The organism is Noviluteimonas lactosilytica (genome assembly GCF_020866925.1).
GTDB classification, from domain to species: Bacteria; Pseudomonadota; Gammaproteobacteria; order Xanthomonadales; family Xanthomonadaceae; genus Noviluteimonas; species Noviluteimonas lactosilytica.
Genome location: NZ_JAJGAK010000001.1, coordinates 192,323 through 219,308, shown reverse-complemented (window position 1 = coordinate 219,308; position 26,986 = coordinate 192,323). Strand labels below are relative to the sequence as shown.

General features: G+C 67.4%; 26 protein-coding genes, 1 tRNA gene and 1 riboswitch. Of the genes, 10 read left to right on the top strand and 17 right to left on the bottom strand.

All coding sequences use genetic code 11. The annotated features are described in order from the left end of the window. Positions 1–39: 39 nt before the first annotated feature. The 8 genes from LK996_RS01100 to LK996_RS01065 all read right to left on the bottom strand — a co-directional run bounded on the left by LK996_RS01100 (position 40) and on the right by LK996_RS01065 (position 8,735). On the bottom strand, positions 40–1,311 hold the full coding sequence (locus LK996_RS01100) for an MFS transporter (protein ID WP_230525335.1): 1,272 nt from the start codon (positions 1,309–1,311) through the stop codon (positions 40–42). Continuing rightward, the gene (locus tag LK996_RS01095) at positions 1,308–2,600 is read right to left on the bottom strand and encodes an MFS transporter (protein WP_230525334.1); all 1,293 of its coding nucleotides are present in this window, start codon (positions 2,598–2,600) and stop codon (positions 1,308–1,310) included. The genes LK996_RS01100 and LK996_RS01095 overlap by 4 nt, the downstream gene beginning before the upstream one ends. 14 nt (positions 2,601–2,614) lie before the next feature. Then, entirely contained in the window at positions 2,615–3,949 is a 1,335-nt protein-coding gene (gene guaD / locus LK996_RS01090) for a guanine deaminase (RefSeq protein WP_230525333.1), read from the bottom strand. A 13-nt stretch (positions 3,950–3,962) separates the two neighbouring features. After that, the gene (locus LK996_RS01085) at positions 3,963–4,841 is read right to left on the bottom strand and encodes an outer membrane protein OmpK (RefSeq protein ID WP_230525332.1); all 879 of its coding nucleotides are present in this window, start codon (positions 4,839–4,841) and stop codon (positions 3,963–3,965) included. 94 nt (positions 4,842–4,935) lie between these two features. Further along, positions 4,936–5,847 (bottom strand): DUF2950 domain-containing protein, encoded by a 912-nt coding sequence (locus LK996_RS01080; protein WP_230525331.1) that lies wholly within the window; start codon positions 5,845–5,847, stop codon positions 4,936–4,938. Further along, positions 5,844–7,610: a DUF3300 domain-containing protein gene (locus LK996_RS01075; protein WP_230525330.1), complete on the bottom strand. Its 1,767-nt coding sequence runs from the start codon at positions 7,608–7,610 to the stop codon at positions 5,844–5,846. Before LK996_RS01075 ends, LK996_RS01080 begins: the two co-directional genes overlap by 4 nt. A gap of 136 nt (positions 7,611–7,746) precedes the next feature. Continuing rightward, the gene (locus LK996_RS01070; RefSeq protein WP_230525329.1) at positions 7,747–8,328 is read right to left on the bottom strand and encodes a TMEM165/GDT1 family protein; all 582 of its coding nucleotides are present in this window, start codon (positions 8,326–8,328) and stop codon (positions 7,747–7,749) included. Positions 8,329–8,341: 13 nt separating this feature from the next. Next, a riboswitch (yybP-ykoY riboswitch) is annotated at positions 8,342–8,530 on the bottom strand. Position 8,531: 1 nt separating this feature from the next. Next, positions 8,532–8,735, bottom strand: a complete 204-nt coding sequence (locus tag LK996_RS01065; protein WP_230525328.1) for a hypothetical protein — start codon at positions 8,733–8,735, stop codon at positions 8,532–8,534. Positions 8,736–8,891: 156 nt separating this feature from the next. On the opposite strand from LK996_RS01065, the gene LK996_RS01060 reads away from it, so the two are divergent. From LK996_RS01060 to LK996_RS01045, 4 genes are all read left to right on the top strand, one after another. Continuing rightward, positions 8,892–8,978 (top strand) — tRNA-Leu (locus LK996_RS01060). A 144-nt stretch (positions 8,979–9,122) separates the two neighbouring features. Beyond that, positions 9,123–9,326 carry a hypothetical protein gene (locus LK996_RS01055; RefSeq protein WP_230525327.1) on the top strand — a complete coding sequence of 68 codons (204 nt, stop codon included), beginning with the start codon at positions 9,123–9,125 and terminating at the stop codon, positions 9,324–9,326. A 113-nt stretch (positions 9,327–9,439) separates the two neighbouring features. Beyond that, complete coding sequence (locus tag LK996_RS01050; RefSeq protein WP_230525326.1) at positions 9,440–9,694, top strand: hypothetical protein; 255 nt, start codon at positions 9,440–9,442, stop codon at positions 9,692–9,694. Positions 9,695–9,820: 126 nt separating this feature from the next. Then, a complete protein-coding gene (locus tag LK996_RS01045) occupies positions 9,821–10,948 on the top strand; it encodes a TolB family protein (RefSeq protein ID WP_230525325.1) in 1,128 nt (375 codons plus the stop codon). 36 nt (positions 10,949–10,984) lie between these two features. On the opposite strand, the gene LK996_RS01040 is transcribed toward LK996_RS01045, so the two are convergent. From LK996_RS01040 to ligD, 6 genes are all read right to left on the bottom strand, one after another. Beyond that, on the bottom strand, positions 10,985–11,485 hold the full coding sequence (locus LK996_RS01040; RefSeq protein ID WP_230525324.1) for a Csu type fimbrial protein: 501 nt from the start codon (positions 11,483–11,485) through the stop codon (positions 10,985–10,987). After that, a complete protein-coding gene (locus tag LK996_RS01035; protein ID WP_230525323.1) occupies positions 11,482–13,785 on the bottom strand; it encodes a fimbria/pilus outer membrane usher protein in 2,304 nt (767 codons plus the stop codon). The genes LK996_RS01040 and LK996_RS01035 overlap by 4 nt, the downstream gene beginning before the upstream one ends. Then, the gene (locus LK996_RS01030; RefSeq protein ID WP_230525322.1) at positions 13,773–14,528 is read right to left on the bottom strand and encodes a fimbrial biogenesis chaperone; all 756 of its coding nucleotides are present in this window, start codon (positions 14,526–14,528) and stop codon (positions 13,773–13,775) included. The genes LK996_RS01035 and LK996_RS01030 overlap by 13 nt, the downstream gene beginning before the upstream one ends. A gap of 50 nt (positions 14,529–14,578) precedes the next feature. Further along, the gene (locus tag LK996_RS01025; RefSeq protein WP_230525321.1) at positions 14,579–15,097 is read right to left on the bottom strand and encodes a Csu type fimbrial protein; all 519 of its coding nucleotides are present in this window, start codon (positions 15,095–15,097) and stop codon (positions 14,579–14,581) included. A gap of 309 nt (positions 15,098–15,406) precedes the next feature. Further along, complete coding sequence (locus tag LK996_RS01020; protein WP_230525320.1) at positions 15,407–16,846, bottom strand: Calx-beta domain-containing protein; 1,440 nt, start codon at positions 16,844–16,846, stop codon at positions 15,407–15,409. A gap of 117 nt (positions 16,847–16,963) precedes the next feature. Next, positions 16,964–19,579, bottom strand: coding sequence for a DNA ligase D (ligD, locus tag LK996_RS01015; protein WP_230525319.1), 2,616 nt, complete (start codon positions 19,577–19,579; stop codon positions 16,964–16,966). Between the two features lie 71 nt (positions 19,580–19,650). On the opposite strand from ligD, the gene LK996_RS01010 reads away from it, so the two are divergent. From LK996_RS01010 to LK996_RS00995, 4 genes are read left to right on the top strand one after another with little or no spacing between them, the layout of a single operon-like run. Beyond that, on the top strand, positions 19,651–19,833 hold the full coding sequence (locus LK996_RS01010; protein ID WP_230525318.1) for a hypothetical protein: 183 nt from the start codon (positions 19,651–19,653) through the stop codon (positions 19,831–19,833). A gap of 33 nt (positions 19,834–19,866) precedes the next feature. Then, positions 19,867–20,559, top strand: a complete 693-nt coding sequence (locus LK996_RS01005) for an SOS response-associated peptidase (RefSeq protein WP_230525317.1) — start codon at positions 19,867–19,869, stop codon at positions 20,557–20,559. Between the two features lie 44 nt (positions 20,560–20,603). Then, the gene (locus LK996_RS01000) at positions 20,604–21,884 is read left to right on the top strand and encodes a nucleotide sugar dehydrogenase (protein WP_230525316.1); all 1,281 of its coding nucleotides are present in this window, start codon (positions 20,604–20,606) and stop codon (positions 21,882–21,884) included. 36 nt (positions 21,885–21,920) lie between these two features. After that, on the top strand, positions 21,921–23,543 hold the full coding sequence (locus tag LK996_RS00995; RefSeq protein ID WP_230525315.1) for an FMN-binding glutamate synthase family protein: 1,623 nt from the start codon (positions 21,921–21,923) through the stop codon (positions 23,541–23,543). Positions 23,544–24,022: 479 nt separating this feature from the next. Here the strand turns inward: LK996_RS00995 and LK996_RS00990 are convergent, their stop codons facing one another. The 3 genes from LK996_RS00990 to arsC are packed head-to-tail and all read right to left on the bottom strand — an operon-like array spanning position 24,023 to position 25,823. Next, positions 24,023–24,697, bottom strand: a complete 675-nt coding sequence (locus tag LK996_RS00990; RefSeq protein ID WP_230525314.1) for a GNAT family N-acetyltransferase — start codon at positions 24,695–24,697, stop codon at positions 24,023–24,025. 4 nt (positions 24,698–24,701) lie between these two features. Then, positions 24,702–25,457 (bottom strand): bestrophin-like domain, encoded by a 756-nt coding sequence (locus LK996_RS00985; RefSeq protein WP_230525313.1) that lies wholly within the window; start codon positions 25,455–25,457, stop codon positions 24,702–24,704. Positions 25,458–25,478: 21 nt separating this feature from the next. After that, complete coding sequence (arsC, locus tag LK996_RS00980; RefSeq protein ID WP_230525312.1) at positions 25,479–25,823, bottom strand: arsenate reductase (glutaredoxin); 345 nt, start codon at positions 25,821–25,823, stop codon at positions 25,479–25,481. A 149-nt stretch (positions 25,824–25,972) separates the two neighbouring features. Here arsC and LK996_RS00975 point away from each other — a divergent pair, with 149 nt between their 5' ends. After that, complete coding sequence (locus LK996_RS00975) at positions 25,973–26,566, top strand: hypothetical protein (protein ID WP_230525311.1); 594 nt, start codon at positions 25,973–25,975, stop codon at positions 26,564–26,566. Positions 26,567–26,629: 63 nt separating this feature from the next. Next, a complete protein-coding gene (locus LK996_RS00970; protein ID WP_230525310.1) occupies positions 26,630–26,965 on the top strand; it encodes a zinc ribbon domain-containing protein YjdM in 336 nt (111 codons plus the stop codon). The last annotated feature ends 21 nt before the right edge of the window (positions 26,966–26,986 follow it).

The following is a 26,986-nucleotide window of genomic DNA, read 5'->3' as shown; positions in this document are numbered from 1 at the left end:
CGACCATGTGACGTTCGGGAGCGTGACTCCCGGCAGGGGTCAGCGTTGCGGATACGTTTCGCGCATCGATGCCGCAACGATCAGCGCGACGATCACGCTGATCATCAACGGCCGCGCCGCGTATTGCGCGATCTCGAGCGAGGCAGGCGCGAGGCCTTCCTCGATGCCGAGCCCGATGCGCAGGCCCGGTCGCGAAATCAGGATGCCGCCGACGACGAACATCAACCCGTTGACGATCGCGGCCGACGTACCGATGTGGCGCGGTTCGACCACGTCGCCCGCGGTGCTGAAGGCCAGCATGTGCGCGGCGTTGCCGAATCCGAACAGGAAGCAGCACGCGAGCAGCGCCGCGGCCGGCAATTCCACGTAAATCAGCGCAGCCAACGCCAACAACTGCAGCACGATGCCCACGAGCACCGGCCACTTGCGCCGACGCAACCGATCCGACATCCACGGCGCCACGAAGCAACCCGCCGCCAGCCCGAGCCACAACAACGACGTTCCCACGTTCGCCGCATGCGTATCGAGTCCGTGCGCCGCGAGCAGCTTCGGTCCCCACACCACGCCGAGCGCGAGCATCGGTCCGAAACACAACGCACCGAACACCGCGGCCATCCACACGTGCGGCACGCGCGCGACCGCGCCCAACGCAGCGCCGACATCCGCGAAGAAGCGCCCGAATCCGCCACCGCCCGCGACCGGCACCGGATCGCGCAACATCGCGTACGCCGCGAACAACAACACCAACCCCAGCAGTCCGTCGGTCCAGAACACGCTGCGCCAGCTCGCCGTCGACAACACCCAGCCGAGCAGGTTCTGGTTGATGACCGAAAAGATCGACGCGGCGAACTGCACCAGGCCGAACATGAAACTGAACTTCGCCATCCCGAACCATTGCCCGCCGACATACCCCGCGCCGACGAACCCCGTGCTCGCGCCGATCGCCACCAGCGCCTGCGACAGCAGCAACGCCTCGAAGCTGCGCGCATTCGCGAACAAGACGATGCCCGCCGTCACCAGCACGATCGCCGGCAACAACACGCGACGCGCGCCGAGCCGGTCGAGCGTCGGTCCGCTCAGCAGCTGGAATACGGCGAACACCCACGTGTATGCCGCGGCGATCATCCCGACCTGCGCGACGCTCAGCGACAACTCCTTCTGCACGCTCGCGTTGACGATCGCGTAGCCGGTCTGGAAGCTGAAGTAGTAGACGACGAACGCGACCGCGACGAGCCACGCGAGCCACGCACGCACGCCACCCAGCGCAGGCCGGGCGGCGTCGTGCTGCGCAGGCGCGGCGTTCGCACTCATGGCGCGTTGCCGCGCGGGTAGGTCTCCTTCATGAAGAGCGCGATCAGCAGCGCCAGGCCGCACGCGATGAGCAGCGGCAGGCTCGCGTATTGCGCGAGTTCGAGCGACCTCGGTTCGAGGCCGGCTTCCAGGCCCATGCCGATGCGCATGCCCGGACGGCTGATCAGCACGCCGCCGAGGATGAACATGATGCCGTTGACGATCGCCGCGGACGTGCCGATCTGGTGCGGCTGCACGACGTCGGCCGCGGTGCTGAAGGCCAGCATGTGCGCGGCGTTCGCGTACCCGAAGAGGAAGCACAGCGTCAGCGCGACGCCCGCGGAGAGGTTGGTCATGTACACGAGCGCCAGCAGCGCGGCCAGTTGCACGATCGCACCGAGGATGATCGGCGTCTTGCGACGCTTGATGTGATCCGACCACCACGGTATGACGGCGCTGCCGGCCGCGAGGCCGAGCCACAGCAACGCGGCGCCGAGGTTCGACGTGCCTTCGGCGATCCCGTGCACCTGCAGCAACTTCGGCATCCACACGACGCCGAGCGCGAGCATCGCACCGAAGGAGAACGCGCCCTGCAGCGCGGACACCCACACGTGGCCGATCTTCGCGACTTCGGCCATGCCCTTGAGCACGTTGCCGAAGAACGTACCGAGGCTTTCCTGCATGCGCGGCACGGGCGTCGGGTTCTTGATGTACATCAGCCCGAGCACGAACAACACGATGCCGAAGATCGCCGTTCCGTTGAACAGCGTGCGCCAGTCGGTCATGCCCAGCGCCTTGAAGATCAGGCCCACCGAGAACGCCGAAGTCAGCGCGGCGAACACCTGCACCAGGCCGAACATGAAGCTGAACTTCGCCATCCCGAACCATTGCCCGCCGATGTAGCCGGCGCCGACGAAGCCCGTGCACGAGCCCAGCGCGATGATCACCTGCGACAACAGCAACATGCCGTAGCTGTTCGCGTTGGCGAACACGAAGATGCCCAGCGTCACCAGCGCGATGGAAATCGGCAGCACCGCGCGTGCGCCGAGCTTGTCGAGCAATGCGCCGCCGAAGAACTGGCAGATCGCGAACGCCCACGTGTACACCGCGGCAATGGTGCTGACTTGTCCGATGCTCAGCCCCACGTCCTTCTGCACGTTTGGATTCACGATCGAATAGCCGGTCTGGAAGCTGAAGAGATAGACGACGAAGATGACGGACAGCGTCCACACCCACCATGCCATCGGACCGCCGAGGACGTGGGTGCGGGAAGGAGCGACGCCGCCGGTCGCGGCAGGGTTCGCGGACATGGTGGTGTCTCCTGTCAGTGGATGGAGGGACGCTCGTGTTGCAACTTGCCGGCGACGTAGGTCGCCTGCACCGCGCGGTCGTCGCCGAGCGTCATCTGCACGAACAGCGCTTCGTGGATGTCTTCGACGAACTGCATGCGGTAATCGATGATCGGGGTCGACTTCATGTCGAGCACGACGATGTCGGCTTCCATGCCCGGCGCGATGCTGCCGACCTTGTCCTCGATGTACATCGCGTGCGCAGTGCCGCGCGTGGCCAGGTACAGGCCTTGCGCGCCGGTGAGTTTCTGCCGATTGAGCTGCGCGGCCTTGTACGCCTCGTTGAGTGTGAGCAGGATCGAGAACGACGTGCCGGCGCCGAGGTCGGTGCCGAGTCCCACGCGCACCGGACGATCCGCGCGCATCGCGCGATAGATGTCCAGGTAGCCGCTGCCGAGGAAGAAGTTCGACGTCGGGCAGTGCGAGATCGCCGAGCCCGTCGTGTGCATCGTGCCGAGTTCTTCTTCGGTGAGGTGGATGCCGTGGCCGAACACCGCGCGCGGGCGGCACAGCTTGTGGTGGTCGTAGACGTCGAGATAGCCCTTGCGATCGGGGAACAGGCTCTTGACCCATTCGACCTCGTCGACGTTCTCCGACACGTGCGTCTGCATGAAGCAGTCCGGGAACTCGTCCCACAACTCGCCTGCGGACTGCAGCTGGTCCGGCGTGCTGGTCGGTGCGAAGCGCGGCGTGATGCAGTACATCAGGCGCCCGCGGTTGTGCCACTTGCGGATCAGCGCCTTGCTGTCGTCGTAGCCGCTGTTGGTCGTGTCGAGCAGGTAGTCGGGCGCGTTGCGGTTCATCAGCACCTTGCCGGCGCTGATGCGCATGTTCAGGCGCTCGGCTTCCTCGAACAACGCATCGACCGATTGCGGGAACACCGTGCAGTAGATGCAACTGGTCGTCGTGCCGTTCTTCAGCTGCTCGGCGAGGAAGGTCTTCGCGACCGACGACGCGAAGGCCTTGTCGGCGTACTTGCGTTCGGTGGGGAACGTGTACTTGTTCAGCCAGTCGAGCAGTTGCTCGCCGAACGCGGCAATCATCGGCGTCTGCGGGAAATGCACGTGGCTGTCGAGGAACCCCGCGGTGATCAGCGAATCCTTGCCGTAGTCGCGGACCTGCACGCTGTCGGGCAATTGCGCCTTCACCTTGTCGGCGGGCCCGAAGTGGGTGACCTTGCCATCGCCGAACGCGACGATCGCATCGGATTCGTACACCATCGTCGCGTCGAGCCCGTCCTTGAACGGATCGCCCCTGAACGTGACGACCGGGCCGCGGATGGCCTGCGTGGGCGTGCCTTGCACCGTCATGGCCGTGCTCTCCTCAGAAGTGGTACTTGAACAACAGGCTCACCGCCGCCTGGTTCGTGTCGAAGCCGGGCGAGTTCGGGATCTGGTACTTGTTCCACCACAGGTCGACCTCGATGCCGAGGTACGCCTTGCCCGGTTTTCCGCGCGCGGCGCCCATGTCCCAGGTGATCTGCGGATTGAGGTGGTAGCTCCAGTCCTCTTCGCTGCCGAGGCCGAGCACCCAATCGAAGTAACCGTCGACGAGGAATTGCTGCTCGCCGATCTCGAACGGATACGACGCCACCATCGTGACCTGCATGTCGTGGAAGCCGCTGCGCGTGCCTTCGGTCAGTTCGTTGCGGCCGTAGAAATTCAGCTGCACGTAGTTGAACTTGCCCAGGCGTCCGAGCAGGCCCGCTTCGCGCACGTCGAGGTCGAAGCCCACGCCGATCAATGCCGCTTCGGCGACGTCCGGATCTTCTCCGCGCTCGTACTGCGCGGCGATCAGCACGTCCTTGATCTCGAACAGGCTGCGCTTGAAGAACGTGTGGCTCAGGTCCTTGCCGAGCATCTTGCCGAGGCTGACGCGCGGGCCGAACTCGCCGTACCACGTGGTGTCGTCGGCGCCCGGCGGGGTGCCGTGCAACTTCGTGAAGTCGACGAACATGAAGAGATCGCCGATCTTCGACGCATGCGCATGTTCGAAGGTGATCGTCGACTGCTCGTCGGGATCGACTTCGAAGCCCATGCCGTAGGGCAGGAGCGAGACGCTCGTGTCGGTGAAGAAGAAGAACGTCGGTTCTTCGGCGGGCGGCGTGTCGTCGCCGACGACTTCCTGGGCGTGTGCGGTGGCCGTTCCCGCGATCATCAGCAGGCTTGCGAACAGCGCGTGGAACGCGGAACGCGACGCCATGGCGGACCCTCCCGCGGCCGGATCGTCCCTATCGCACCACCGCGCCGCCCCGGAATCCATTGGCCATCGGGCCAATGACCGGGGTCACGCCGCCTCAGCGCGTGGCCTTGTCGACCTCCGTCCAACCGCTGTCGGGATCGAACGTCTTCATGTTGCGCGCGGCCCGCTCGCCGTCCTTGCCCAGGTCGCGTTCGAACACGCCACCGTCGTGCGAGATCATGAACGTCATGATCCCGGTGTCGCCGTATTTCGCCGGCCACGCGACGAGCGCGAATCCGCGGCTCATGTTGTCGCCGAGCGTATAGGCGTACTTGCCGCCGGGTGCGGACGGGCCTTGCGCTTCGAGGATGCGATAGCGATAGCCGAGCCAGTCCGACTTCGGCGTTGCGTCGCCGAACAACGGGCCGAGCGGACTGATCTCGCCGCTGTCGTCGTCGGCCCAATACAGGCCGTCGTGGCGACCGTCGGTGCTGACCAGCCTGCGCGCGTACTCGAGGACGCCGTCGCCGTCGCGATCGAGTTCGGCGTAATCGTTCTGCGCATCGTGGTAGGCGCGCAACGCTTCGATCACGTCGATCTCGTTGCGGCCGATGCGGCGTGCGCGGATCTCGTCGGCGCCTGCGAGCATGTCGAAGTGCCAGCCCTTGTCGTCCTTCGACAACGGGACGGGCAGGGTGAATGCGTCCGAGCCGACGGCGAGTTGCTTGCGGCCGCCGTCGATGTCGTTCCATGCATGGCGCTCGCGGTACTTCGCGAGGAAGGCGTCGACGTCGCTGCGATCGACGCTGCCGACCGGGATGAAGTCGCGCCAGTTCTTCCCGAGCACCGCGGCGAGCGTGGCTTCGTCGGGCTTGTTCGCGGAGAGCGCCTGCACGAGCGCGTCGCCCGCGGCGTCGGGTGTTGCGAACGCCTGTTGCGCGAAGGCAGGCGCGGCGCTCAACGCTGCGGAGAACAGCGCCGTGGCCAGGCATGCGATGCGGATGCGATGTCCGATCAACGTGTTCATCGACGATGCCCTCCTCCGGATCGCTGTGCACCGCCCGAGCGTGCGTGTTGTTGCCCGCCGCCGCTGCGCTGCGGCTGGCGATTCACCTGGTGGCTCGCCTGCTGGCGGCCGCCGCCGGATTGCGCGCGCGAACGGCTGTGGCCTTGGCTCGCGTGTCCGCGTTGCGCCTGTTGCCGCGACTGTTGCGGTCGCTGCGCGCCGGCGAACGCGTCGTTGTGCGGCCGTTGCTGGCGTTGTTGCTGCTGGCGTGCATGGTCACGCGATGCATGGTTGTTCGCGCCTTGCTGGCGGTGTTGCGAGGCCTGCTGGCGTTGCTGCGCGGAGCGTTGCTGGTTCGCGCGATCGCGTTGCTGCTGCTGCGCACGCTGGTGGTCGCGTTGCTGTCCGGCCTGGCGCTGGCGATCCTGCGATGCCGCCTGCGCACGCTCGCGTTGCGCGTCGCGGCCGCCGCCAGCGCGTGCCGCATCGGCGCGATCGCGTTGCGCGGTCTGTGCGCGATCACGTTGCGCAGCTTGCGCGCGGTCGCGCTGTGCGTCGCGCCCGCCGCCCTGCGCGATGTCCTGCCGGGCGCGATTCGCGCGGTCCTGCGCTTCGCGATTCGTGCGCGCCGGCGCCTCCATGCCGCGGCCCTGCATCGACTGGCGCGCCTGTTCGCGTTGCCGCGCGCGTGCCGGATCGTCGCCGCGCAAGTGATCGCGCGAACCACTGTCCGCGAGCCGGTTGGAATACTGATCGCGGCTGCGCTGGTCGCGGTACGGCACGCCGTCGCGATTGAGGCTGTTGTGTTCCCAGCGATTGGCGTTGCTGCTGATCTGCCGGTTGGAATTGATGCTGTTGTAGTTGCTGACGTTGATGTTGACGTCGTTGTTGTTCCAGTCCATGTCGCCCCACAGCGAATCGGCGATCGCAACGCCGGTGCCCCATGCGAGGCCGCGCGCGAGTGCCGTGCCGACGGGGTAGTACGCCGACGGCGGCGGGTAGTAGGGCGGGGGATACGAGGGATACGACCACGCGCCGTACGCGGTGGTCGGGTTGTACGAGGGCACGTACACGACCTGCGGATCGGCGGATTCGATGACGATGGTGTCGGTGTAGGCCTGCTGCGTCGGCGTCGAATACGCGCCCGCACCGCTGTCGTCGTACTGCGCCGCTTCCGCTGCAGGCGCTTCGGCGACGCGCGCCGGCGCGGGTTGCGTGCTGATCTTCTGGTAGTCGTTGTTCGCGAGGTTGCCCGCGTCCTGCGCCTTGTGGCGCAGCACCTGCACCGCATCCATCACGTCGTCGGGTTGCGAGAGGAACGCATCGCCGAGGCGTTGCACCCAGCCAGGATCCTGGCCGAGCGTGGCGAGCACCTGCGGGAACGCGGCGAGCGCCTGCACGCTCGGATCCCACGGCTGGTCGGCGACCTGTTTCACCGCCGCGTCGCCGGTCGCTTTCGGATTCGCCTTCGACCAGGTGGCCGCATCGGCGACATCGCCGGGATACGTCGCCGCCATCAGGACCTGCGCGAGCAACGGATCGGGATACAGCGCGATCGGCGCGACCATCTGCGCGAGCTCTTCGTGCGAGAACACGCGATCGGCCGCCGCGGCAGGCGCTGCCGCCGCCGTCGACGCGGCGGCGGGCGGGGTCGCGGGCGCAGCCGCGGTGGCTGCGGCGGGCGGCGTCGCGGCGGGGGCCTGCGGCGCTTCCTTCGAGCATGCGGCGCAGGCGAGGACGATCGGCACCACCAGGTGAGGCAGGAGCAACCGGCGCGTGGGCATGGCGAACCTCCCGGAAGCGGGCGTGTTCGCAGTCTCCGCGCGCCGGCGGCGGTGCGCCTCCGCAAAAACAACGCGGGGCGCCAAGTAAAACTACTGAGCCGTCACCGCCTTCGCGGGGAAGGCGGCAGACGAACGGTCAGAACCCGAACTTCGCCCCCGCGCCGAACAGCGTCAGCACGCCGATCGCGGCGAACATCAGCGCCGCCACCCCGTGCACGAGCTTCATCGGCACGCGCTTGAGCAGGTGTTCGCCGAGGAACACCGCGGGCACGTTCGCGATCATCATGCCGAGCGTGGTGCCGAGCACGACCTCGACCGGCGCGGCGTACTTCGCGGCGAGTGCGATCGTCGCCAGCTGCGTCTTGTCGCCCATTTCGGCGAGGAAGAACGCGACCAGCGTGGTGCCAAACACACCCCAGCTGCGCTTCGCACTCTTGAGGTCGTCGTCGTCGATCGAATCGGGGATCAGCGTCCACGCGGCCATCGCGAGGAACGACACGCCGAGGATCCAGCGCAGCCAGTCCGGCCCGATGACATGCATCAGCCACGCACCGGCGGCGCCCGCGGCGGCGTGATTGAACAGGGTCGCGACGAGGATGCCCGCGATGATCGGCCACGGCTTGCGGAAGCGCGCGGCGAGCATGAAGGCGAGGAGCTGCGTCTTGTCGCCGATTTCCGCCAGCGCGACGACGCCGGTGGAGACGAGGAAGGATTCCATTGCTTTGCAGTATTCCCGGCCGGACTGGACGCACGAGACCACGCCGCATCCCCGGCCATTCGGAGGCGTCGTGGTCCATGGTCTTGCCAGGAGCCCTCGCGGGCGACGATCGCGCCATGGCCGAGTGGGGCCAAGTGTGTTGACGCGAACCTCTTCGGGGCGAAGAGCGGCTACTCCCCAGAGACGGGGCGCATTCTACAGGCTCAGCCGGTGCGCGGGAGCGAGGCCGGGTGGATCTTCAGGTTCACGTCGAGCGCCTGTGCGATGGACAGGAACGCGTAATGGTCGCTGTAGACCGACTCGACGACGGCTTCGCAGAGTGGCGGCGGCAGTTCGGTGCAGTCGACGATGCCGAGCAGGCCCGACATCGCGCCGTGCGCATCCTCCGCGGCCTTGGGCGCGAGCATGCATTCGTTCGACAGGACGTACCCGTCTGCGCAGGCGAAAGCGTTGAGCTTCACGAGGCGACCATACCCCGCTGTCGCTGCGGTTGCTTGGCCCGTTCGTTTACCTTGCTGACCCGCACGCGAAGCGGCGGTAGCGGTGTACAGTGCGGCGCGCCGGCCCGGATGGCGAAATCGGTAAACGCAGCGGACTTAAAATCCGCCGACCGCAAGGTCCTGTCGGTTCGAGTCCGACTCCGGGCACCACCTTCCTGCCGCTGCTCCGACCTCACGTTTCGCGTCACCAGACTGACCGATTCAGCGTGCACCGTTCGGGTGAACCTTTGGCCCATTGCGTAACTCGGCCGAAGGAGTAACGTCGGATGTCCGACGTGTCGTGGGGACCCGACAATGATCGCGAAAGCAATTCAACCAGGCTCCGACGAAGCCTTCGAAACGACGTTCGAAACCGTCGTGCGCGAGGTCTTCCACGGCGAGCCCTGGGAGCAGGTCGAGCCGGATGCCGCGCGTGCCTTCGAAGTCCTCGCGCACGACATCGACTCGGCGAACTGGCGCCGCGTACGCGACCATCTGCGCGACACCTGGCACCACTGAGCGTTCGCGCGTTCGTCGCAAGCTTGAACCGCGAACGAGCGGCCGTCGCCGCTTGACCTCATGTTGATCGTCGTTGGCGCAGCGTCGTGCCTTGTCGCACAGGGAAGCCCGACATGGCCCGACCGTCACCCGCCGCTCTCGACGTGATGGAACACATCGCGGACGCGATCGATACGCTCGATACGTTGCTCGTCTCGCTCGATCACGTCGACATGGATGAAGTGCAGGCGCAGGTCGCCTTCGCGCGCGACGAGTTGCGCAAGGCGAAATCCAACGGCGCCGAGGTGCTGCTCGAGTTGCTCAACCTGTCCGAACGGCACGAGTTGATGCAGTCCGAGATGCAAGCCATTCGCGAACACACGCACTGAATGCGCGGCCGTTGGTGCGGCGTTCGTGTGGCTTTCGCTGAACGCGTGCATCTTCACGCGCCCTAGAGAACCCATTGCCGAGATTGGCGCTGCATTCCGCAGCAAGTCTGACGTAGGGGGTTCCAGATGAAGTCGCATCCGCTCCGCCACGCGGCGATCGCCGCAGTGGTCGCTTCCGCTTCCGCCGCTTCCGCGATGTCCGCCCAGGCCGCCACGCCGACCGGCAAGATCGTTTTCACCCGATCGCAGATGACCGCCGACAACGCGCCGCGAAACCGAAGCTTGTGGTTGCTGGATGTGCCGAGCGGGCAGGTGCGCGCGCTCACGACGGCGACCGATCGCGTGTTCGACGCCACCGCGACCTGGTCGCCCGATGGCACGCAGCTCGTGTTCGGTCGCAACGCGACGAGCGCGCAGCAGGGCACGCGCCTGAGTCTCCAGGTGATGCCCACCGGCGGTGCGCAGCGTCCGCACGCGCTGCTGCATGGCCTGGGCCAGTTCGCGCAGCCCGCGTGGGGGCCCGGCAATCGCATCGCGTTCGTGTCGTCGAACTCGACGGGGCAGTGCGTGTCGATCGTCGATTCGACGGGTCGCAATCGTCGCGATCTGTTCTGCGCGGCGTCCGCCGAATTCCAGCAGCCGAAGTGGTCGAGCGACGGCTCGCGCCTGTTCGTCGCCGCCAGCGTGCCGGAAGGGCGCCTCGGTGAGTCGTGGCACGCGCGTGCGTATCGCATCAACGTCGCCACCGGTTCGGCGACGCTGCTCAGCGACCTGGTGATGGACTATCCGCTCGCGCTCACGTTCTCGCCCGACGGCACGCGCGGCGTCTACAGCGACATCGCCGCGAGCGACATGACGATCGTCGATTTCCGCAACGGCGCGACGACGGTGGTCGCGCGCCTGGGGCATTCGCCGCTGTGGTCGCCGGATGGCAAGCGCATCGCGTTCACCGGCGAGGTGTACGAGGTGACGACCGGCAACGTGCGTTACTACGAACCGATGTACGTCATGAATCCGTCGGGCACCGGCATCCGCCGCATCACCGATTCGCGCATCGCCAACCACGCGTACACCGCGGCGCAGTGGTCGAAGGATGGCATCCATCTGCTCGTGAATCGCCGCACGTATGCCGCGGCCGACGAAGGGCTGGAGCGTCCGCTGTTCGCGATGCGCCTGATCAATGCCGATACGCGTGCGCTGAAGGCATTGCCTTCCGGCTTCGCGGAAGCCGGCGGTTGGTACGAAGGTCGCTGATCCGACGCATGCGGATCACGATCGCGCGGATCACGATCAGAAGGTGATCGTGATCCGCACGACGTCGCTGTAGGGACCGCTCGCGACGTCCTGCCCGGTGGGCATGCGCCCGAAGATCGTGCGCGTCGCGCGCAGCGCGCCACCCGAAGGATTGCTGCCGGTGCAGCCCGGGCTGTCGACGCCGGTGGTGCACGAAACACTGACGCCGCTGCCGAACACGGTCGTCCGGCTCGCATCGACGTACAGGTTGTAATAGAGGCGATTGGCGCCCTGGCCCATGGCGCGGCTCGTCGCGAACGAGCCGTAGGTCCCCGCGTCGAACGTGATGCCCACGGACGTCTGGTTGCCGTTGCCGTTGCAGTCGACCGACACGTCGGCCGAGCTGTCGCGCGGCGTGGCGGAAATCGGATCGTAGGTGCCGAAGGCCATCGCCGTCGCGGCGACCGAGCAGCTGGCCGCATGCGCGCGCGGTGCGAATCCGAACAGCGCCGCGAGGACGAGCAGGGCGAAGAGCAGCGGCGTGGCGCGCGGCGTCATGGGGTTTCCTCGCAAACGATGTCGCCGACATTCGTGACGTCGCCGCCGCCGGCGGGCACGTCGAAGCGGCATTGCGACTGACCGTTCGCGTGCGCGATGGTCGCCACGTGCGGGCCGGCGCCGAGATGTTCGAAGTAGAAGAGGCCGTCGGTCCCCAGCGGCATGGTGGTGTCGCCGATGCGCGCTTCGTCGCCCGCGTGCGCGTTCGCGTAGCGGAAGCGGCCCGTCGTCGCCTGCACCGACGGCGCTTCGAGCGTGATCAGCGAGCCGGTGTTGCGCGCGACGCGCACGCTGCGCTCGGGCGTTTCGAGCGCATGGCCGACGGGCACCGCCACCTGGTCGAGGCCGACGCGGTTCGCGTGGTAGGGCAGCAGGTCGCGCACGAGGAGGTCGCCGTTCGCATCGGTGCGGCCGACGACCTGGTTCTCGCGCAGGATCGGGACGTTCGCAAGGCCGGGTACGCGCACGAGCGCGAAGCCGCTTTCCACCGGCGGCGTCGCGAACACGCGCCCGCCGATGCCGACGAGGGCGCCGCTCGCGAACACGCTGCCGCTGGTGTCGCCGTCGTGGTCGCTGGCATCGAGCGCGAAGCGCGCGTGCGTCCCTTGGTATTCGACCATCGCGAACGCTGAATCGCGTTCCTCGTCGCGCTGCGCGTTGATCGTGTAGCCGAACCCGGTGTCGGCCGGTCGCGAACGGTTCGCGTCGAAACCGTACCCGTGGCGCTTCGTGGTGCCGTCATCGTGCTGGCGCAGACCGATGTTCACGTTGTCGCGGTCCAGCGCGATGTTGACGCTGAACTGCAGCGTCGTGTCGCGGAACAGGTCCGAGTCCAGCCGTTGCGCGGACACCAGCATCTGCGTGCGCGAACCCAGGCGCATGGAACCCGTCGCCGACCAGCTGCGCACGAGCGGTTGTCCGTCGCGTTGCTGGCGGCCGGCATTGAACATCAGCGACCACCCGGTGTCGGGCGTGAACGCGAACGACGCGTAGTCTTCCACGCGCAGCGGGCCGAGCAGCAGCGCCGCGGGATCCGACATGTTGCGATAGCCTGCGTTCGCGCGACGCGTGCCGAGACCGGCCGACCACGTGCGCATCGCGAGCGTGTAGTTGATCGCGTGCGCCTGGCCGTTACCGATGCGGTCGGCGTCGCTGCCGGCGAGCGCGAGCGCGAACTCGCCGATCGGCGTGCTGAACGCGGTATCGACGCCTGCATTGCGCACGCGTTCGTCGCCTTCCACGCGCCCGCCGAGCGTCAGCCAGTCGGACAGGCCGCGGCGATACCACGCCTGGTACGCGACGTCGCCGTCGTAATCGCCGCCGAGTCCGGCGCCTTCGCGCGGTGCACCGATGCGGACGGCGTATTCGTCGAGCCCGCGCGCGAGCAGGCGCGCGCTGCCGCCGTAGTAGGACTGCGTCGCGAGTTCGCTGCGATTGCCGAACGGATCGCGCACGATCACGCGCACGTCGTTGCGGCCCGGCTGGATCCCGAGTTGTTCGAGCGTGAACGGGCCCGCGGCGAGATCGCGGCGGCCGATCAGCGCGCCGTTCGAATACACCTCGACCGTGCCGGGGCTTTCGAGCACGCCGGAAAAATAGGGGCGCGGGAACGTGACGAGATACGGATCGGTGTCGAACGCGCGCTCGACGCCGACGCCGCCGAGCAGGCGACCGCCACCGAGCGGATCGCGCGGCGTGGCGTACTGGTCGCCGATGGTCCATCGACGCACGGCGTCGGGTTGGTCGTACTCCAAGCGCGTCAGGCCGCGCCGCCATCCGAATTCCGAATCCCACTGGCCCGTGCTGCGCAGCGCCCCGTAGCCGCGACCGACCGCGCCATCGAGGAACAACGTGCCGTCGCCGTCGTCGTTCATCGACGCGCCGTAGTTCACGAACGCGCTCCACGCTTGCAGGCCCGCTTCGGACTGCTCGCGCGTGGTCATCGCCACGCGCTGGCGCGGGAGACGATCGGCGCGCAGCTTGAGGTCCAGGCGCAGCAGCGTGCGATCGATCTTGAACGTGCTGCCGTGGTTGAGCTGGCGCAGCGAGACGAACTGGCGTTCGCCGAGTTGTTCCGGCACCACGCCCTGCGTGTCGAGCGCAGCGGCCCGCAACGCGGCGAGATCGACGAGCACGTCGTCGCCGCGCGCGATCACCGGCGCGATGCCGATGCAGCGGTTGTTGATGCAGATGTCGAGCAGCAGCGTCTCGTCGCCCGGCAACGCGAGCGCCGGGGGCGCGATCGCGCACGCGAGCGCGATGGCGAGGACGGCGCGGCGGGCGTGATTCAGGGGGCGCATCGACGCTGGGCGGGCGATACCGTCGCGGCGATCGGCGCGGCCTTGCCGATCGCGAGTTCGACGGTGGCCGCGCGCGAGCAGGCGGGGGCGGGCAACGTCGCCTGCAGCGGCAGGCGCGCGCCGGCCAGCACGTAGTTGGTATCGAGCTTGCCTTCGTGCAGCGTGCGGCCGGCGGCGTCGAGCACGCGCACGGTCGCGTTGTCCGGCGGGGCATACGCGGTGCCGGTGTTGTGCAGGATCAGCGTCGCGTTCTTCGCATCGATCGTGTCGACGGCGATTTCCATGCGCGCTTCGGCCTTTGCCGGTTGCACGAAGACGGGCAGGCTCACGGTCGTCAGCATGCGCAGCGCGCCGGCGGGCGCGTTGGGACTGTCGGGGAGTTCCTGCAGTTCCAGGCGATAGGCTTGTTCGGTCGCGACGTTCGGCGAGAGCGTGGCGATGCGCACGCGCGCGTCGGCGTCGGCGGGCAGCTTCACGATCAGCGGCGTGATCACGAGGTCCTGCGTCGGCGCGAGGTCCCAGGTGCCGTCGGCCTTCTGCGTCCAGCGAAGTGCACGCACTTCGAACGCGACGTCGCGCGCTTCCTGGTTCGACAGGACGACGGTTTCGATGGGATGTCCCGCGCCCAGGTGCAGGCGCGTGATGCTGACGCTGAATTGCGCGGCGACGGCGGGCGCCAGGCACGCGAGGGTGCTCAGCGCCGCCAGCGCGGCCACGCGGGCGCGCATGCGGAACGTGTTCATTTGCGGGTGCAACCGAAAGCCCCGCCTTGCGGCGGGGCGGGTGGATCGGATCAGAACGTGAGCAGGATGCGCACGGTGTCGCTGTAGTTGCCCGGCGCGACGTCCTGGCCGGCGGGGATGCGACCCCACACGTCGAGCACCGCGGCGGTCGCCGAGTTGGTCGAGGTGTGCGACGTGGTGTTCGTGCCCTGCGTGCAGCCCCAGGTGATCGTGCGCGTGCTGTCGCTGAAGAGGGCGTAGCGCAGGCGCTCGGTGCCGTTGCTCATCTGGCGCAGCGGGGTGGTGCAGTTCGAACCCGTGGCCGGGTTGGCGCCTTCCTCGAGTGCGATGGTCGTCGTCGTGCCGCGCGTGCAGCGCACGTTGATGGTGCCGGCGCCGTTGAGGGGGGCGGTGTTGTTGACGTCGACGGGATCGTAGGCGCCGAAGGCCAGCGAGCCGGGGCTCGAGACCATGCACGACGAAGCGACGTTGGCGGTGACGTTCAGGTTGCCGTTGGCATTGGCGGCGTTGGCGGAGGCAGCCGCGAACATGCTGCCGGTGACGGCAAGGGCGAGCAGAGCGATACGCATTGGTTTCCCCAGGAGTGTTTTCTTATCGTGCGGGGCCAAGGCGGCGCCGCCGGGGAAAACCTAGGGAAGGACGAATTCGGTCGCAACGGAAACGTGTGCCCGTTCGCACTTGGCACGCAAAAATGTGATCTAAGTCACAAAAAGTCGCGTGAAATATTCAGGATCAGGCCGCATTCAGGCGCGTGAAAAAGGTGTCAACGCGCGTCACCGGTGCTGACGTGCGGTGTCACAGCTACCGCGGGTCACCTCGTGACGAGACCATCGGTAGCGACGCTACCGAAGGTCACGGGTCGAGCAACGCTGCTTGGCCTACTTTTCGAACCGCACCGCCGCTGGCGCCCGGACGGTTTTCTGTCCCGTGCCGCCGGTGCGGATCAGGTCGTCGTTGGTGATCGTGCCCGCCGCCACGCCGTCGGCGAGGGTCGTGTTCACGGGATTGGTCAGCGTGACGCGGAAGGTCTCGGCGGACTCCCGCGTGCGATCGCCTTTCACCGTCACCGATATAGTGCGCGACGTCTGGCCAGGCGCGAAGCTCACCGACCCGATCGCCGACACGTAGTCGGAGCCCGCGACCGCGGTGACATTCGACGTCGCGTACGACGCGGTGACGGTTTGCGCGGACGCCGCCGACAGTCGCACGGTGAACGTCATCGCCTTCGTGCCCGACTGGCCTTCGGCCACCGCGACATCGGCGATGGTCATCGTGGGAACGGCGCTGGGCTTCCACCCGAGTTGCACGACTTCGAAGTCGCTCGCGCGGAGCGAATGGAACGCGGGGTTGAGCACGTCGTTGTTCCAGCGCACGTCGTAGGTGCCGGAGATGTACATGTCCGAGCCGTTGTCGGCGACGATCAATCCGTACTTCTGCATCGCGCGGAAGATCTTGCGCGCGGCCGGATCGTTGGTGCGCGTCACCGGGTCGACGCCGTTGACGTTCTTCTTCAGGCGCAACCGCGCGCCCATCGGCAACGCGCCGCTCGTGGAGCCCGCGGTGTGCGAGGCGGGATACACGTGGCCGTTGGTGTTGCGCATGGTGACGCGGAACGCGTGCTGGATTTCCGCGACGCCGGCATTCGCAGCTTCGTCGAAACGCACCAGGCCCGGGAAGATCGCAAGACCCGATGCGTCGGCCGATGTCCAGCCCTCCGGGCGACGGTTGTTGGTCTTCATGTCGAAGAACGCGCCGGAACCTGCGTACCAGCGGTTCTGCTGGCTGGAGAACCAGACGTTGTACAACTCGTACAGCGTGCGGTTGGTGCAGTCGACGATCAGGATGTGGCGATCGTTGCTCCCGCGCAGGTCCACCGTCGCCGGAGGGCCGCCTTCGACCCAGCCGACGGAGGTCAGCACGTTTTGCGGAAGCGGATAGAACGGAACGCCTTGGCCGGTCGACAGGTTCACGCCGTCGCTCTCGTCCCAGTATTCGAACGTCACCGGCCACTTCGGCTGTGCGCCGTTGACCACGGCGTACGGGAATCCGTACACCGCGTTCGCGCCCTGGCCTGCACCGAAATCCGGATGCACCTGGCGCGCCGGGTCGATCCACGCGATGTAGGCCGGCGACAGCGCGTCCACCGGCGCGGTGGAGATGTCGGTGTTCCACCAGTTGTCGGCGGGGAACACGGGCAGCGGCGCCGCGATCGGCGCGCCCTGCGCGGGCAGCGTGGCGGGGCAGGACTGCGCGTGCGCGGCGCCGGCAAGGCACAGCGCAACGAGGACGAAGGACAGACGTGGGACGACACGGGCCATGGCGATTCGCTTCCTTGTGAACGCGCGGAGCGTCGACGCCATCCTGCACGACGTCAACGCCCGGAAATTAACTCCGGACGTTGCGTCACAGTCCATCGTTTGGCTTTCGTTCGGGAATCAGCCCCAGGCCGAGAGGTCCTGGCGCAGCGTGTCGATGTCGGCCCACGGGTCCTTGCGGCGTCCCTTGATGCGCGCAAGCGTGGCGTCCACGTCGAACGCATCGCCGCGCTTGAGGGCGGCGAGTTCGCGCCATGCGAGCGGCACCGCGCACGGCGCACCGGCTCGCGCGCGCAACGAGTACGACGCGACGGCGGTCGCGCCGCGACCGTTGCGCAGGTAGTCGACGAAGATCTTGCCGGGGCGCAACTTGAGCGTCGCCGTCGCGAGCCAGCGATCGGGGTCGGACGCCGCGAGCGCTTCGGCGAAGCCCTTCGCGAACTTCTTCACCAGCTTCCAGTCGTTGGCCGGCTTCAGCGGAACGACGACGTGCAGGCCCTTGCCGCCGGTCGCGCGCAGGAACGATTGCAGGCCGAGTTGCTGCAGCAGGTCGCGCACGTGCGCCGCCGAACGTTTCACTTCGGCGAAGGCGACGCCCGGGCCGGGGTCGAGGTCGAAGATCACGCGGTCCGCGCAATCGGGATCGTCGGCATGCGCGCCCCAGGGATGGAACTCGAGCGCGTTGAACTGCACGAGTTCCATCAGGCCCGCGACGTCGTCGACCACGAGGTAGTTGGCGTTGATGCCGGCTTCTTCCTTCAGGCGCACGAAGCGCACGATCTCCAGCCCCGCCGTGTGGTGTTTCTGGAAGAAGCACGCCTTGCCGACGCCGTCCGGGCAGCGGATCACCGACAACGGGCGACCTGCGATCTCGCGCAGCAGGTGCGGGGCGACGCCCTTGTAGTAATCGGCGACCTGCTGCTTGGTGATGTTGCGGTCGGGGAAGATGATCTTGGTCGGGCTGCTCAGGCGGACTTCGGGCGCGGGGGCGCGTTCGCGCGCGGTGGATTTCGACGCGGTTTTCTTCGTGGCCTTCTTCGCCGACTGCTTCGACGTCGCGCCGCGATCCGAATCGCGCAGGTCCGCGACGTCCTTGTCCATGCGCACCGTCTTCAGCGACGGCTGGCGCAGGATGCCCGACGAGCCGAGCCCGCGAATGAACACCTCCACGACGAACAACGGATCGAACCACTTCGCGCGCTTGAGCTCGGCGTCGAGCGGGATCGGTACGTGCACGCTCGGCGTCGACGATCCGATCTCGCCGATATGTTTCGCCAGATCGCGCAGTTGCGTCGTCGAAAATCCGGTCCCCACGCGACCCGCGTACACCCATCCGTGTTTCGCATCGGGCCGCGCGAGCAGCAGCGAACCGAACCCCGTGCGCGAACCTTGCCCCTTGGTCACCCCCACGACCGCGAATTCGTCCGAATCCAGGCGCTTGGTCTTGCGCCAATCGTCGCCGCGCCCCGCGACATACGGCCGGTCCGCGCGCTTGGAGATGATCCCCTCGAACTGTTGCTCCGACGCGAGCGCGAATGCTGCCGCGCCTTCCCCGCCCGGCACGTGCGTGCTGTAGGCCATGTGCGGGATCGGCGTTTCGAGCATCGCTTCCAGCAGCGCCTTGCGTTCGATCAGCGGCGCCTTGCGCACGTCGATGCCGTCGACGTGCAGCACGTCGAACAACACATACGCGAGCGCGCCCTGTTGTTCGCCCGACAGCGTGGCCTGCAGCAGGTTGAAGTCGGCCTGCGTGCCGCGGCCGGCGATGAGTTCGCCGTCGAACGCGCCGCTGCGCAGGCCGAGTTGTTCGAGTGCCGCGCGCAACTCGGGCACCTTGCCGGTCCATTCGATCGCATTGCGCGACCAGATGCGGACCTTGCCGTCGACGATCGTCGACACCAGGCGGTAGCCGTCCCACTTCACTTCGTGGATCCACTGGTCGCCGCTTGGCGCGGCGTCGCCGAGTTTCGCGAGTTGCGGGGCGAAGGCTTCGTTGCGCAGCGTGGCCTTCTTCGCGTTCGTGAGTTTCGCGGCCTTCGCGGACCAGTCGACCTTGCGGCGCTTCGGGACGACGGTTTTTGCGGCGGCCTTCTTCGTCGCGGTCTTCGTGGCTGTCTTCGCCGCTTTCGTCGCGGACTTCGTCGCCGTCTTCGCCGCCGACTTCTTCGCCGCCGGCGGCTGCGTCACCCCATCCAGCAAATCGTCCGCTTCGATCGACCCCGCATACGCGTCTGCTTCCTTGAACAACAGCCACTGCGGTTGCCGCGCCGGCTTGCCGGAGCGAACCAAATGCCATTCGCCTTTCAGCCGCTCGCCGAACAACTCGAAGCGCAGGTGGCCCTTCGCGAGTTGCGCTTCCGGATCCCACGGCGTGGTCCACACGCCTTCATCGAACAACGCGACGTGCCCGCCGCCGTATTCGCCTTCCGGGATGTTGCCTTCGAACGTCGCGTACGACAGCGGGTGGTCTTCGACTTCCACCGCCATGCGCTTGATCTTCGGGTCGTAGCTCGGGCCCTTCGGCACCGCCCAACTCTTGAGCGCGTCGCCGATCTGCAGGCGGAAGTCGTAATGACGGCGCGAGGCGTGGTGCAGTTGCACGACGAAGATCGGGCGATGCACTTCGGGCGCGGCCGATGCGCGCGTGCGCTTGCGCGGCTTCGCGGGACGCACGTCCGGCGAAGGCTCCCGCGTCGTGTCGAACCGCCGCTTGCGCCGATACTCTGTGAGGCTCATTCCGTCACGAACCCTGCACGGTGGGCGGGGGTATCAACTGAACGTATCCAAGGGAGCGGCAGGAGACCGTGATGGCGCAGAAACGCGAACTCAACGAACCGCACGCAGGCGACAAACGGTTGCAGCGCAGGGATTCGAAGGGACGCTTCGCCGAATCGGACGACCTTGGAAGGTCGCTCGCGCAGGACCAGAAGCGCGAGGCCGAAAACGAAGCCAAGCCGGGGCAGGGCGATCGCGGCGATCGCAAGCACTGAACCTCGCCGCGCACGTGCGCTAGCATCGGCCGCATGTGCGGACGCTTCACCCGGGATTTCACGTGGCAGCAGGTGCGCGAGTTCTCGCACATGCTGGACCTGGTCGTGCCGGCCGAAGACCCGGCGCCGGCCTGGAACATCGCGCCCACCGACCCGGGCCCGGTGATCGTCGCGCACGATGGCGGCGGCCTCGTGCGCGAGATGCGATGGGGCCTGCTGCCGCCCTTCGCGAAGGACACGAAGCTCGTTTACAGCACGATCAACGCGCGACTGGAATCGGTGGCGGAGAAGCCCGCGTTCCGCGACGCGTGGAAACAGCGCCGCGCGCTCATCCCCGCATCGGGTTACTACGAGTGGCCGGTCATCGACGGCCGCAAGCGCCCGCACTGGATCCACCTGGCCGATTCCCCGGTGTTGATGTTCGGCGGCGTGTGGGAGTCGCGCCCCGACGGCATGGGCGGTGCGCTCCTGACCTACAGCATCGTGACGCGCGCGGCCGATCCCGTGATCGCCCCGGTGCATGACCGCATGCCGCTGATCCTGCCGCCCGACGTGCTGCACGACTGGTTGCACGGCGATGCCGACGACGCGATGGCCATCGCGCATGCCGCGCCCGAACCCGCGCTCGCGTACCACGAGGTCGACACCGCGGTCGGCAACGTGCGCAACCAGGGGCGCCAGTTGATCGCGCCGATCCCGTGCGCCGCGGATGGCCTTTTCCCGTAGACTTTCGCGTATTCGTGCGTGGGGATCACAAGGGGTTGGTGCACATGCGGGATACGAACACGGCGCGCATCGCCGTCATCGGGCTGGGTTACGTTGGACTTCCGCTCGCCGTGGCCTTCGGGCGCGAACACGACACGGTCGGATTCGACATCGACGCCGTGCGCGTCGCCGCGCTCAATTCGGGGCAGGGCGACCACAACCGAGAAGTCACGCCCGACGAACTCGCCGCATCGGTGCGCCTGCGCCTGACCGACGACAAGGACGCATTGCGCGACCGCGACGTCTTCATCGTCACCGTTCCCACGCCGATCGACGAACACAAGCGGCCCGACCTGAGCCCGCTGGTTTCCGCGAGCCGCGCGATCGGCGCGGTGCTCAAGCGCGGCGATGTCGTCGTGTACGAATCGACCGTGTACCCCGGCGCGACCGAGGAAATCTGCGTCCCCGAACTCGAACGCGCCTCGGGCCTGCGCTTCAACCACGACTTCAGCGTCGGCTACAGCCCCGAGCGCATCAACCCGGGCGACACGCAACGCCGCCTGCCGAACATCCCGAAGGTGACGTCCGGTTCGACACCCGAAACCGCGGACTTCGTCGACGCGCTATATCGCCGCATCATCGTCGCGGGCACGCACAAGGCCTCCAGCATCAAGGTCGCCGAAGCCTCCAAGGTGATCGAGAACACGCAGCGCGACGTCAACATCGCGCTCGTCAACGAATTCGCGCTCATCTTCCACCGCCTCGGCATCGACACGACGGAAGTGCTCGAAGCGGCGCGCACGAAGTGGAACTTCCTGCCGTTCCGCCCCGGCCTGGTCGGTGGCCACTGCATCGGCGTGGACCCGTACTACCTGATCCAGAAGGCGCAGGCGCACGGTTACTACCCCGACATCCTGCTCGCCTGCCGCCGCATCAACGATGCGATGGGCCAGCACATCGCCGCCGAACTGGTGAAGCTGATGGTCCAGCGCGGCAACACCGTCGCCGGCGCGCGCATCCTGCTGCTGGGGCTGACGTTCAAGGAAAACTGCCCCGACCTGCGCAACACGCGCGTGGTCGAGCTCGCGCAGGAACTGCAGGACTACAAGGCCACCGTCGAGATCCACGACCCGTGGGCCGACCGCGCCGAAGCGCTGCAGGAATACGGGATCACGCTCGTCGAAACACCCCAGGCGGGCGCTTATGACGCGGTCGTGATCGCCGTTGCGCATGATGAGTTCAAGGCGCTGGGCGTCGAAGGCCTGCATCGACTGGGGCATGCGCGCACGGTGTATTACGACATCAAGGGCGTGTTCCCGAAGGATGCGGTCGACGCGAGGCTGTAAAACGGGAACCCGGCGCCGGGAACCGAAGAGGCGAGCGTGAGTCGTTATTTCGTCTACATCGCAAGCGTGGTGCTCACCGCGTTGTTCGCGTGGCTCACGCTGCGCGATCCGACCTGGGGCTGGGCGCTGGCCATCGCCGCCGGCGTCGCCGCCATCGGCACCGCCGACCTGCTGCAGACCAAGAGCACGCTGCGCCGCAATTACCCGGTGCTCGCGCATTTCCGCTACGGCCTGGAGTCGATCGGCCCGGAGATGCGGCAGTACTTCATCGAATCGGACACCGCGGAAACGCCGTTCTCGCGACAGCAGCGCGCGCTCGTGTACCAGCGTTCGAAGTCGGTGCGCGACACGCGGCCCTTCGGCACGTTGCAGGACGTGTACGACGTCGACTACGAGTGGATCAACCATTCGCTGTTGCCGGCGTTCATCGAGAACGACGATTTCCGCATCGACATCGGCGCCGGCTGCGCGAAGCCATATTCGGCGAGCGTGTTCAACATCTCCGCGATGAGCTGGGGCTCGCTGTCGTCGGCCGCGATCCGCGCACTCAACGAAGGGGCGAAGCGGGGGAACTTCTACCACGACACCGGCGAAGGCTCGCTGTCGCCGTATCACCTGGAGCGTGGCGGCGACATCGTGTGGGAGATCGGCTCGGGCTACTTCGGTTGTCGCGACGCCGAGGGCAAGTTCGATCCGGAGAAATTCCGCGTCGCGGCCGCGCACGAACAGGTGCGCATGATCGAAGTGAAACTCTCGCAGGGTGCCAAGCCCGGCCACGGCGGCGTGCTGCCCGGCGCGAAAGTCACCGAAGAAGTCGCGCGCGTGCGTGGCGTGACGCCGGGCGTCGACTGCATCTCGCCCGCGCAGCACTCGGCATTCTCGACGCCCGTGGGCCTGCTCGAATTCGTCGCGCGCCTGCGCGAGCTCTCCGGCGGCAAGCCCACCGGGTTCAAGCTCGCGATCGGCCATCCGTGGGAATGGTTCGGCATCGCCAAGGCGATGCAGGAAACCGGATTGCTGCCGGACTTCATCGTCGTCGACGGCGCCGAAGGCGGCACGGGCGCGGCGCCGGCGGAGTTCATCGACCACGTCGGCGTGCCGATGCACGAAGCGCTGATGCTGGTGCACAACACGCTGGTGGGCCTGGACCTGCGCGACAAGATCCGCATCGGCGCCGCGGGCCGCATCGTCGGCGCGTTCGACATGGCGAAGACGATGGCGATGGGCGCGGACTGGTGCAACGCCGGGCGCGGTTTCATGTTCGCGCTGGGCTGCATCCAGTCGCTGTCGTGCCACACCGATCGCTGCCCGACGGGCGTGGCGACGCAGGATCCGAAGCGCTTCAAGTCGCTCGACGTCGAAGACAAGGCCACGCGCGTCCACAACTTCCACCAGAACACCGTGCACGCGCTGCGCGACCTGCTGTGTGCGGCGGGCCTCACGCATCCGAGCCAGCTCGGCCCGGAACACATCCTGCGTCGCGTCTCACCCGTCGAAGTGCGTTCGCTCGCCGCGATCTACCGCTTCCTCGAGCGCGGCGAATTGCTGACGAAAGTCCCCGAGCACGCCGTCTTCAAGCAGTTCTGGGCCGACGCGCGCAGCGATTCGTTCGATGCGCCGGAGAAGGTCAGCGCGATGCGCATCGGCAAGTCGATCTGACGCAGATGCGTCGCTTCGGACGGGCGTAGACGCAGATGCGTCGCTTCGGTCGGGCGGAGGGCCGCGCATATGCATGTTCCCCTCTGCCGGTCCTGGCAAGCGCCATCCATGGCCAGCCAAAGACCGGGCGCACGGCCATCCTGGCCGTGCTCTGAGGGGAACATCCATATGCGCACCCCTCCGCACAAACAATTCGTTGTATCCACATCTTCGAGTTCAAAGTCGTAGGGGGCAAACGCCCCCTACAACCCCATGCGCGTCTTCTGCGCTCTGCTCTTCGCTTTCCGCTCTTCCGCCGAAAGATGTGGAGAGAGTGAATCCGAGGTGCGGGGCGGCACGTGCAGGTGTATGTACCCCGAGCAAAACCATGGAGGGTTTTGCGCACGGGCGTGGGTCGCCATGGATGGCGCTACCCTCGACCGGCGGGGTACATACACCTGCACGGGTCGCCCCGCCCATCCGAAGCCGCGCTCTTCGCTTCAGCGTTCGTGCCGCAGGGACCAGAAGCCGATGTTGGTGCGCAGGCGGAAGCCGATCCGTTCGTACATCGCCTTCGCGCGCGTGTTCTCGTGGCTGACGTGCAGGAACGGTTGCAGGCCCGAGGCGAGCAGGTCGTTGGTCAGGAACGCCATCAGGCGGCGCGCGTAACCGCGGCCGTTGCAATCGGGGGCCGTGCACACCGCGCTGATCTCGCGCGTCGTGGTCGACCCGAGCCGCTCGCCGATCATCGCCGCGAGCTGGCCTCCTTCGTAGATGCCGAAGTAGCGGCCCATGTCCATCGTGTGCGGGCGGAAGTAATGCGGATACACGAGCGCGGTGAGCGCCAGCACGTCGTCGCGATGTTCCGTGCCGAGCGGCACGATCGGCGGGCCGTCGATGCCTTCGAGCGGCGCGTCGCACACCAGTTGCGCGAGTTGGCCGAAGGGATGCAGCTTCGCGTCCAGCACGCGCGCGGGCGCGACGCCGAGCAGGTACACCGTTTCGACCGGCGCGATCAGCGCATCGATCGAATCGTCGACGTCGCTTTCCGCGTCCGGCACGGCGTAGAACGGCGCGACCGCCGCCGGATAACGCAGCGCCACGCCCGACTGCATCGCGAGCGAATGGTGGATCGTGCGCAGCGCCGCGTGGATGGGATTGTCGAGTTCTTCCATGTGCCTACAACCCGGAACGGAACGACCCGCGCGCGTTCTCGAACGCCTCGGGGCCCACGGTGATGAGCCCGGCGAACGGACGCGAGAGGTCGAAGATCATGTACAGCACGAGGCCTGCGTACACCGCGTAGGCGCCGACGATCGCCAGGTGCTTGGGCGTGGGTGCATACACGAACGTCAGCGCGCCGATCAGCGCGAGGCCCACGACCGCCGCGAACCAGAATTCGAACGGAACGTGCTCCGCCGATTGATAGCCGCGCAGCTGGCGCTGGCGTTCGAGCGTCCACATGTCCTGCTGCATCGCATCGGCGAGCACGTGTTCGCGGCGATTGCCGGGCTCCAGTGCGAGCAGCGAGGCCTGCACGGCGCGCAGCGCGATCCAGCCCGCGTCGCTGACTTCTCCGGCGTCGCGCTGCGACGGCCAGTCGCGGTCGATCACCGCGTCGACGTAACGCGCCGCCGCGGCCTGCACGGCCGGCGCGCGGTAATCGTGCGCGAGGTAATAGATGTGTTCGACGGCCGCGGCTTCTGCGCGCAGGCCCGTGCGCAGGTCGCCGGACTGCGCGACGACGTGGCCGAAGACCAGGCCGAGGATGAGCCCGTGCAGCACGCCGAGCCGCGTGGCGATGTCGCGGGCGAGGTCGCGCGTCTCGCCGACATGTTCGGCGCCATGGCGCCGCCGTATCCATCCCGCGGGCGCGGTGGCCACGAGGAAGGCGACCAGCACGAAGCCCACGGCGATGGCGAGGCTGGTCCACATGCGTGCAGGTTACACCCGGGGTCAGAGCAGCTGGAGGACGTTCTCGATGGGGCGGCCGATCACCGCGCGGTCGCCGCGCACGAAGATCGGGCGTTCGATGAGGATCGGATGCCGGTGCATGGCCTCGATCAGCGCGTCCTCCGACAGCGACGGATCGGCCAGGCCCAGCTGCTTGTACACGTCTTCGCCCGAACGCATCAGCTCGCGCGCGGGAAGGCCGAGCTTGCGCAGCAGGCCGCGGAGATCGTCGGTGGAAGGCGGGGTATCGAGATAGGCGACGACGTCGGGTTCGACGCCATGTTCGGCCAGCAGTGCGAGCGCGCCGCGCGACTTGGTGCAACGCGGATTGTGGAAGTAGGTGTCCATGCGAAGGATTGTAGGCCCAACCGCCCGTCGTCCGCGGCGCGGCCGCTTGCACACTGAATGCGCACAACGCACAAATACCGCATTGCGCAGCGGAACCTGCGCCGCTACTTTCGGTCCGTGGCTTGGGGAAGCCGATGGGGATACGAAAGATGCAACGGGGAATTCTTCTGGCGATCGCGCTGCTCGCAGCGCACGGCGCCGCCATGGGTGCCGATGTCACGGGTAACGATGTCGCGGGTACCGGAGTCGCCGTCGTCGAGAGTCGATACACGTCCGAGGGTGGGTTCATTCCCGCGGTCAACGAACGGCGCGACGCCGCGGCGGTGTTCGCCATCGCCGGTGCGATCCGGGTCAACGCGATGGCCGACCACTGCAGCGCGCTCGGCCCGCTCGAGGCGGTGAAGGCCAACGAGGCCCGCAACCGCTGGATGCGCCACAACGGCGCGATGGTCCGCGCGGCCAACGGCTACGTGCACATGCAGCGCGCGATCCTGCAGGTGAAGCAGGGCGAAGCCGCGGGGGCGAAGTACCGCGACACGGTCATGGCCGATGCGAAGACCGGCGCCGTCGCCACGCTGCGCGGCTGGTTCCCGAACGAAGTGCGCGACGCGGCGACCTGCGACAAGGTCGTCGGCGAATACCTGGCCGGCGCGCGCGACATCGACGCCGACGCGACCTTCGGCACGACGCTGGGCAGCCTCGCCGGCGACATGCAGGCCTTCAGCGAGGCGAAGCGACAGTGACCCGAGTGCGCGGCGGGCAGGGCGCCGCGCGATAATGGGCGGCTTCCCCGCCGGATCGCCGCGATGACCACCCCCTGCCCGCAGTGCACCCTCGAGAACACGTACGTCGACGGCGCCCACCATGTGTGCGCCGATTGCGGTTTCGAGTGGCCGCTCGCAGCCGGTGAAGCGAGCGAAGACGCGCTCGTCGTGCGCGACAGCAACGGCAACGTGCTCGCCGACGGCGACACCGTCGTCGTGATCAAGGACCTCAAGGTCAAGGGCTCGTCGATCCCGTTGAAGCAGGGCACCGTGATCAAGCACATCCGCCTGGTGTCCGACGACGCGGAACACATCGAAGGCAACTCCGACAAGATCAAGGGTCTCGTCCTCAAGACGTGCTTCCTGCGCAAGGCCTGAGCGTCCTGTTCACCCGCGATG

Excerpts from the sequence above, each read along its gene's own strand:
- LK996_RS01100 (WP_230525335.1), bottom strand. The coding sequence starts at position 1,311 with ATGAGTGCGAACGCCGCGCCTGCGCAGCACGACGCCGCCCGGCCTGCG.
- LK996_RS01095 (WP_230525334.1), bottom strand. The coding sequence starts at position 2,600 with ATGTCCGCGAACCCTGCCGCGACCGGCGGCGTCGCTCCTTCCCGCACC.
- guaD (WP_230525333.1), bottom strand. The coding sequence starts at position 3,949 with ATGACGGTGCAAGGCACGCCCACGCAGGCCATCCGCGGCCCGGTCGTC.
- LK996_RS01085 (WP_230525332.1), bottom strand. The coding sequence starts at position 4,841 with ATGGCGTCGCGTTCCGCGTTCCACGCGCTGTTCGCAAGCCTGCTGATG.
- LK996_RS01080 (WP_230525331.1), bottom strand. The coding sequence starts at position 5,847 with ATGAACACGTTGATCGGACATCGCATCCGCATCGCATGCCTGGCCACG.
- LK996_RS01075 (WP_230525330.1), bottom strand. The coding sequence starts at position 7,610 with ATGCCCACGCGCCGGTTGCTCCTGCCTCACCTGGTGGTGCCGATCGTC.
- LK996_RS01070 (WP_230525329.1), bottom strand. The coding sequence starts at position 8,328 with ATGGAATCCTTCCTCGTCTCCACCGGCGTCGTCGCGCTGGCGGAAATC.
- LK996_RS01065 (WP_230525328.1), bottom strand. The coding sequence starts at position 8,735 with ATGCTCGCGCCCAAGGCCGCGGAGGATGCGCACGGCGCGATGTCGGGC.
- LK996_RS01055 (WP_230525327.1), top strand. The coding sequence starts at position 9,123 with ATGATCGCGAAAGCAATTCAACCAGGCTCCGACGAAGCCTTCGAAACG.
- LK996_RS01050 (WP_230525326.1), top strand. The coding sequence starts at position 9,440 with ATGGCCCGACCGTCACCCGCCGCTCTCGACGTGATGGAACACATCGCG.
- LK996_RS01045 (WP_230525325.1), top strand. The coding sequence starts at position 9,821 with ATGAAGTCGCATCCGCTCCGCCACGCGGCGATCGCCGCAGTGGTCGCT.
- LK996_RS01040 (WP_230525324.1), bottom strand. The coding sequence starts at position 11,485 with ATGACGCCGCGCGCCACGCCGCTGCTCTTCGCCCTGCTCGTCCTCGCG.
- LK996_RS01035 (WP_230525323.1), bottom strand. The coding sequence starts at position 13,785 with ATGCGCCCCCTGAATCACGCCCGCCGCGCCGTCCTCGCCATCGCGCTC.
- LK996_RS01030 (WP_230525322.1), bottom strand. The coding sequence starts at position 14,528 with ATGAACACGTTCCGCATGCGCGCCCGCGTGGCCGCGCTGGCGGCGCTG.
- LK996_RS01025 (WP_230525321.1), bottom strand. The coding sequence starts at position 15,097 with ATGCGTATCGCTCTGCTCGCCCTTGCCGTCACCGGCAGCATGTTCGCG.
- LK996_RS01020 (WP_230525320.1), bottom strand. The coding sequence starts at position 16,846 with ATGGCCCGTGTCGTCCCACGTCTGTCCTTCGTCCTCGTTGCGCTGTGC.
- ligD (WP_230525319.1), bottom strand. The coding sequence starts at position 19,579 with ATGAGCCTCACAGAGTATCGGCGCAAGCGGCGGTTCGACACGACGCGG.
- LK996_RS01010 (WP_230525318.1), top strand. The coding sequence starts at position 19,651 with ATGGCGCAGAAACGCGAACTCAACGAACCGCACGCAGGCGACAAACGG.
- LK996_RS01005 (WP_230525317.1), top strand. The coding sequence starts at position 19,867 with ATGTGCGGACGCTTCACCCGGGATTTCACGTGGCAGCAGGTGCGCGAG.
- LK996_RS01000 (WP_230525316.1), top strand. The coding sequence starts at position 20,604 with ATGCGGGATACGAACACGGCGCGCATCGCCGTCATCGGGCTGGGTTAC.
- LK996_RS00990 (WP_230525314.1), bottom strand. The coding sequence starts at position 24,697 with ATGGAAGAACTCGACAATCCCATCCACGCGGCGCTGCGCACGATCCAC.
- LK996_RS00985 (WP_230525313.1), bottom strand. The coding sequence starts at position 25,457 with ATGTGGACCAGCCTCGCCATCGCCGTGGGCTTCGTGCTGGTCGCCTTC.
- arsC (WP_230525312.1), bottom strand. The coding sequence starts at position 25,823 with ATGGACACCTACTTCCACAATCCGCGTTGCACCAAGTCGCGCGGCGCG.
- LK996_RS00975 (WP_230525311.1), top strand. The coding sequence starts at position 25,973 with ATGCAACGGGGAATTCTTCTGGCGATCGCGCTGCTCGCAGCGCACGGC.
- LK996_RS00970 (WP_230525310.1), top strand. The coding sequence starts at position 26,630 with ATGACCACCCCCTGCCCGCAGTGCACCCTCGAGAACACGTACGTCGAC.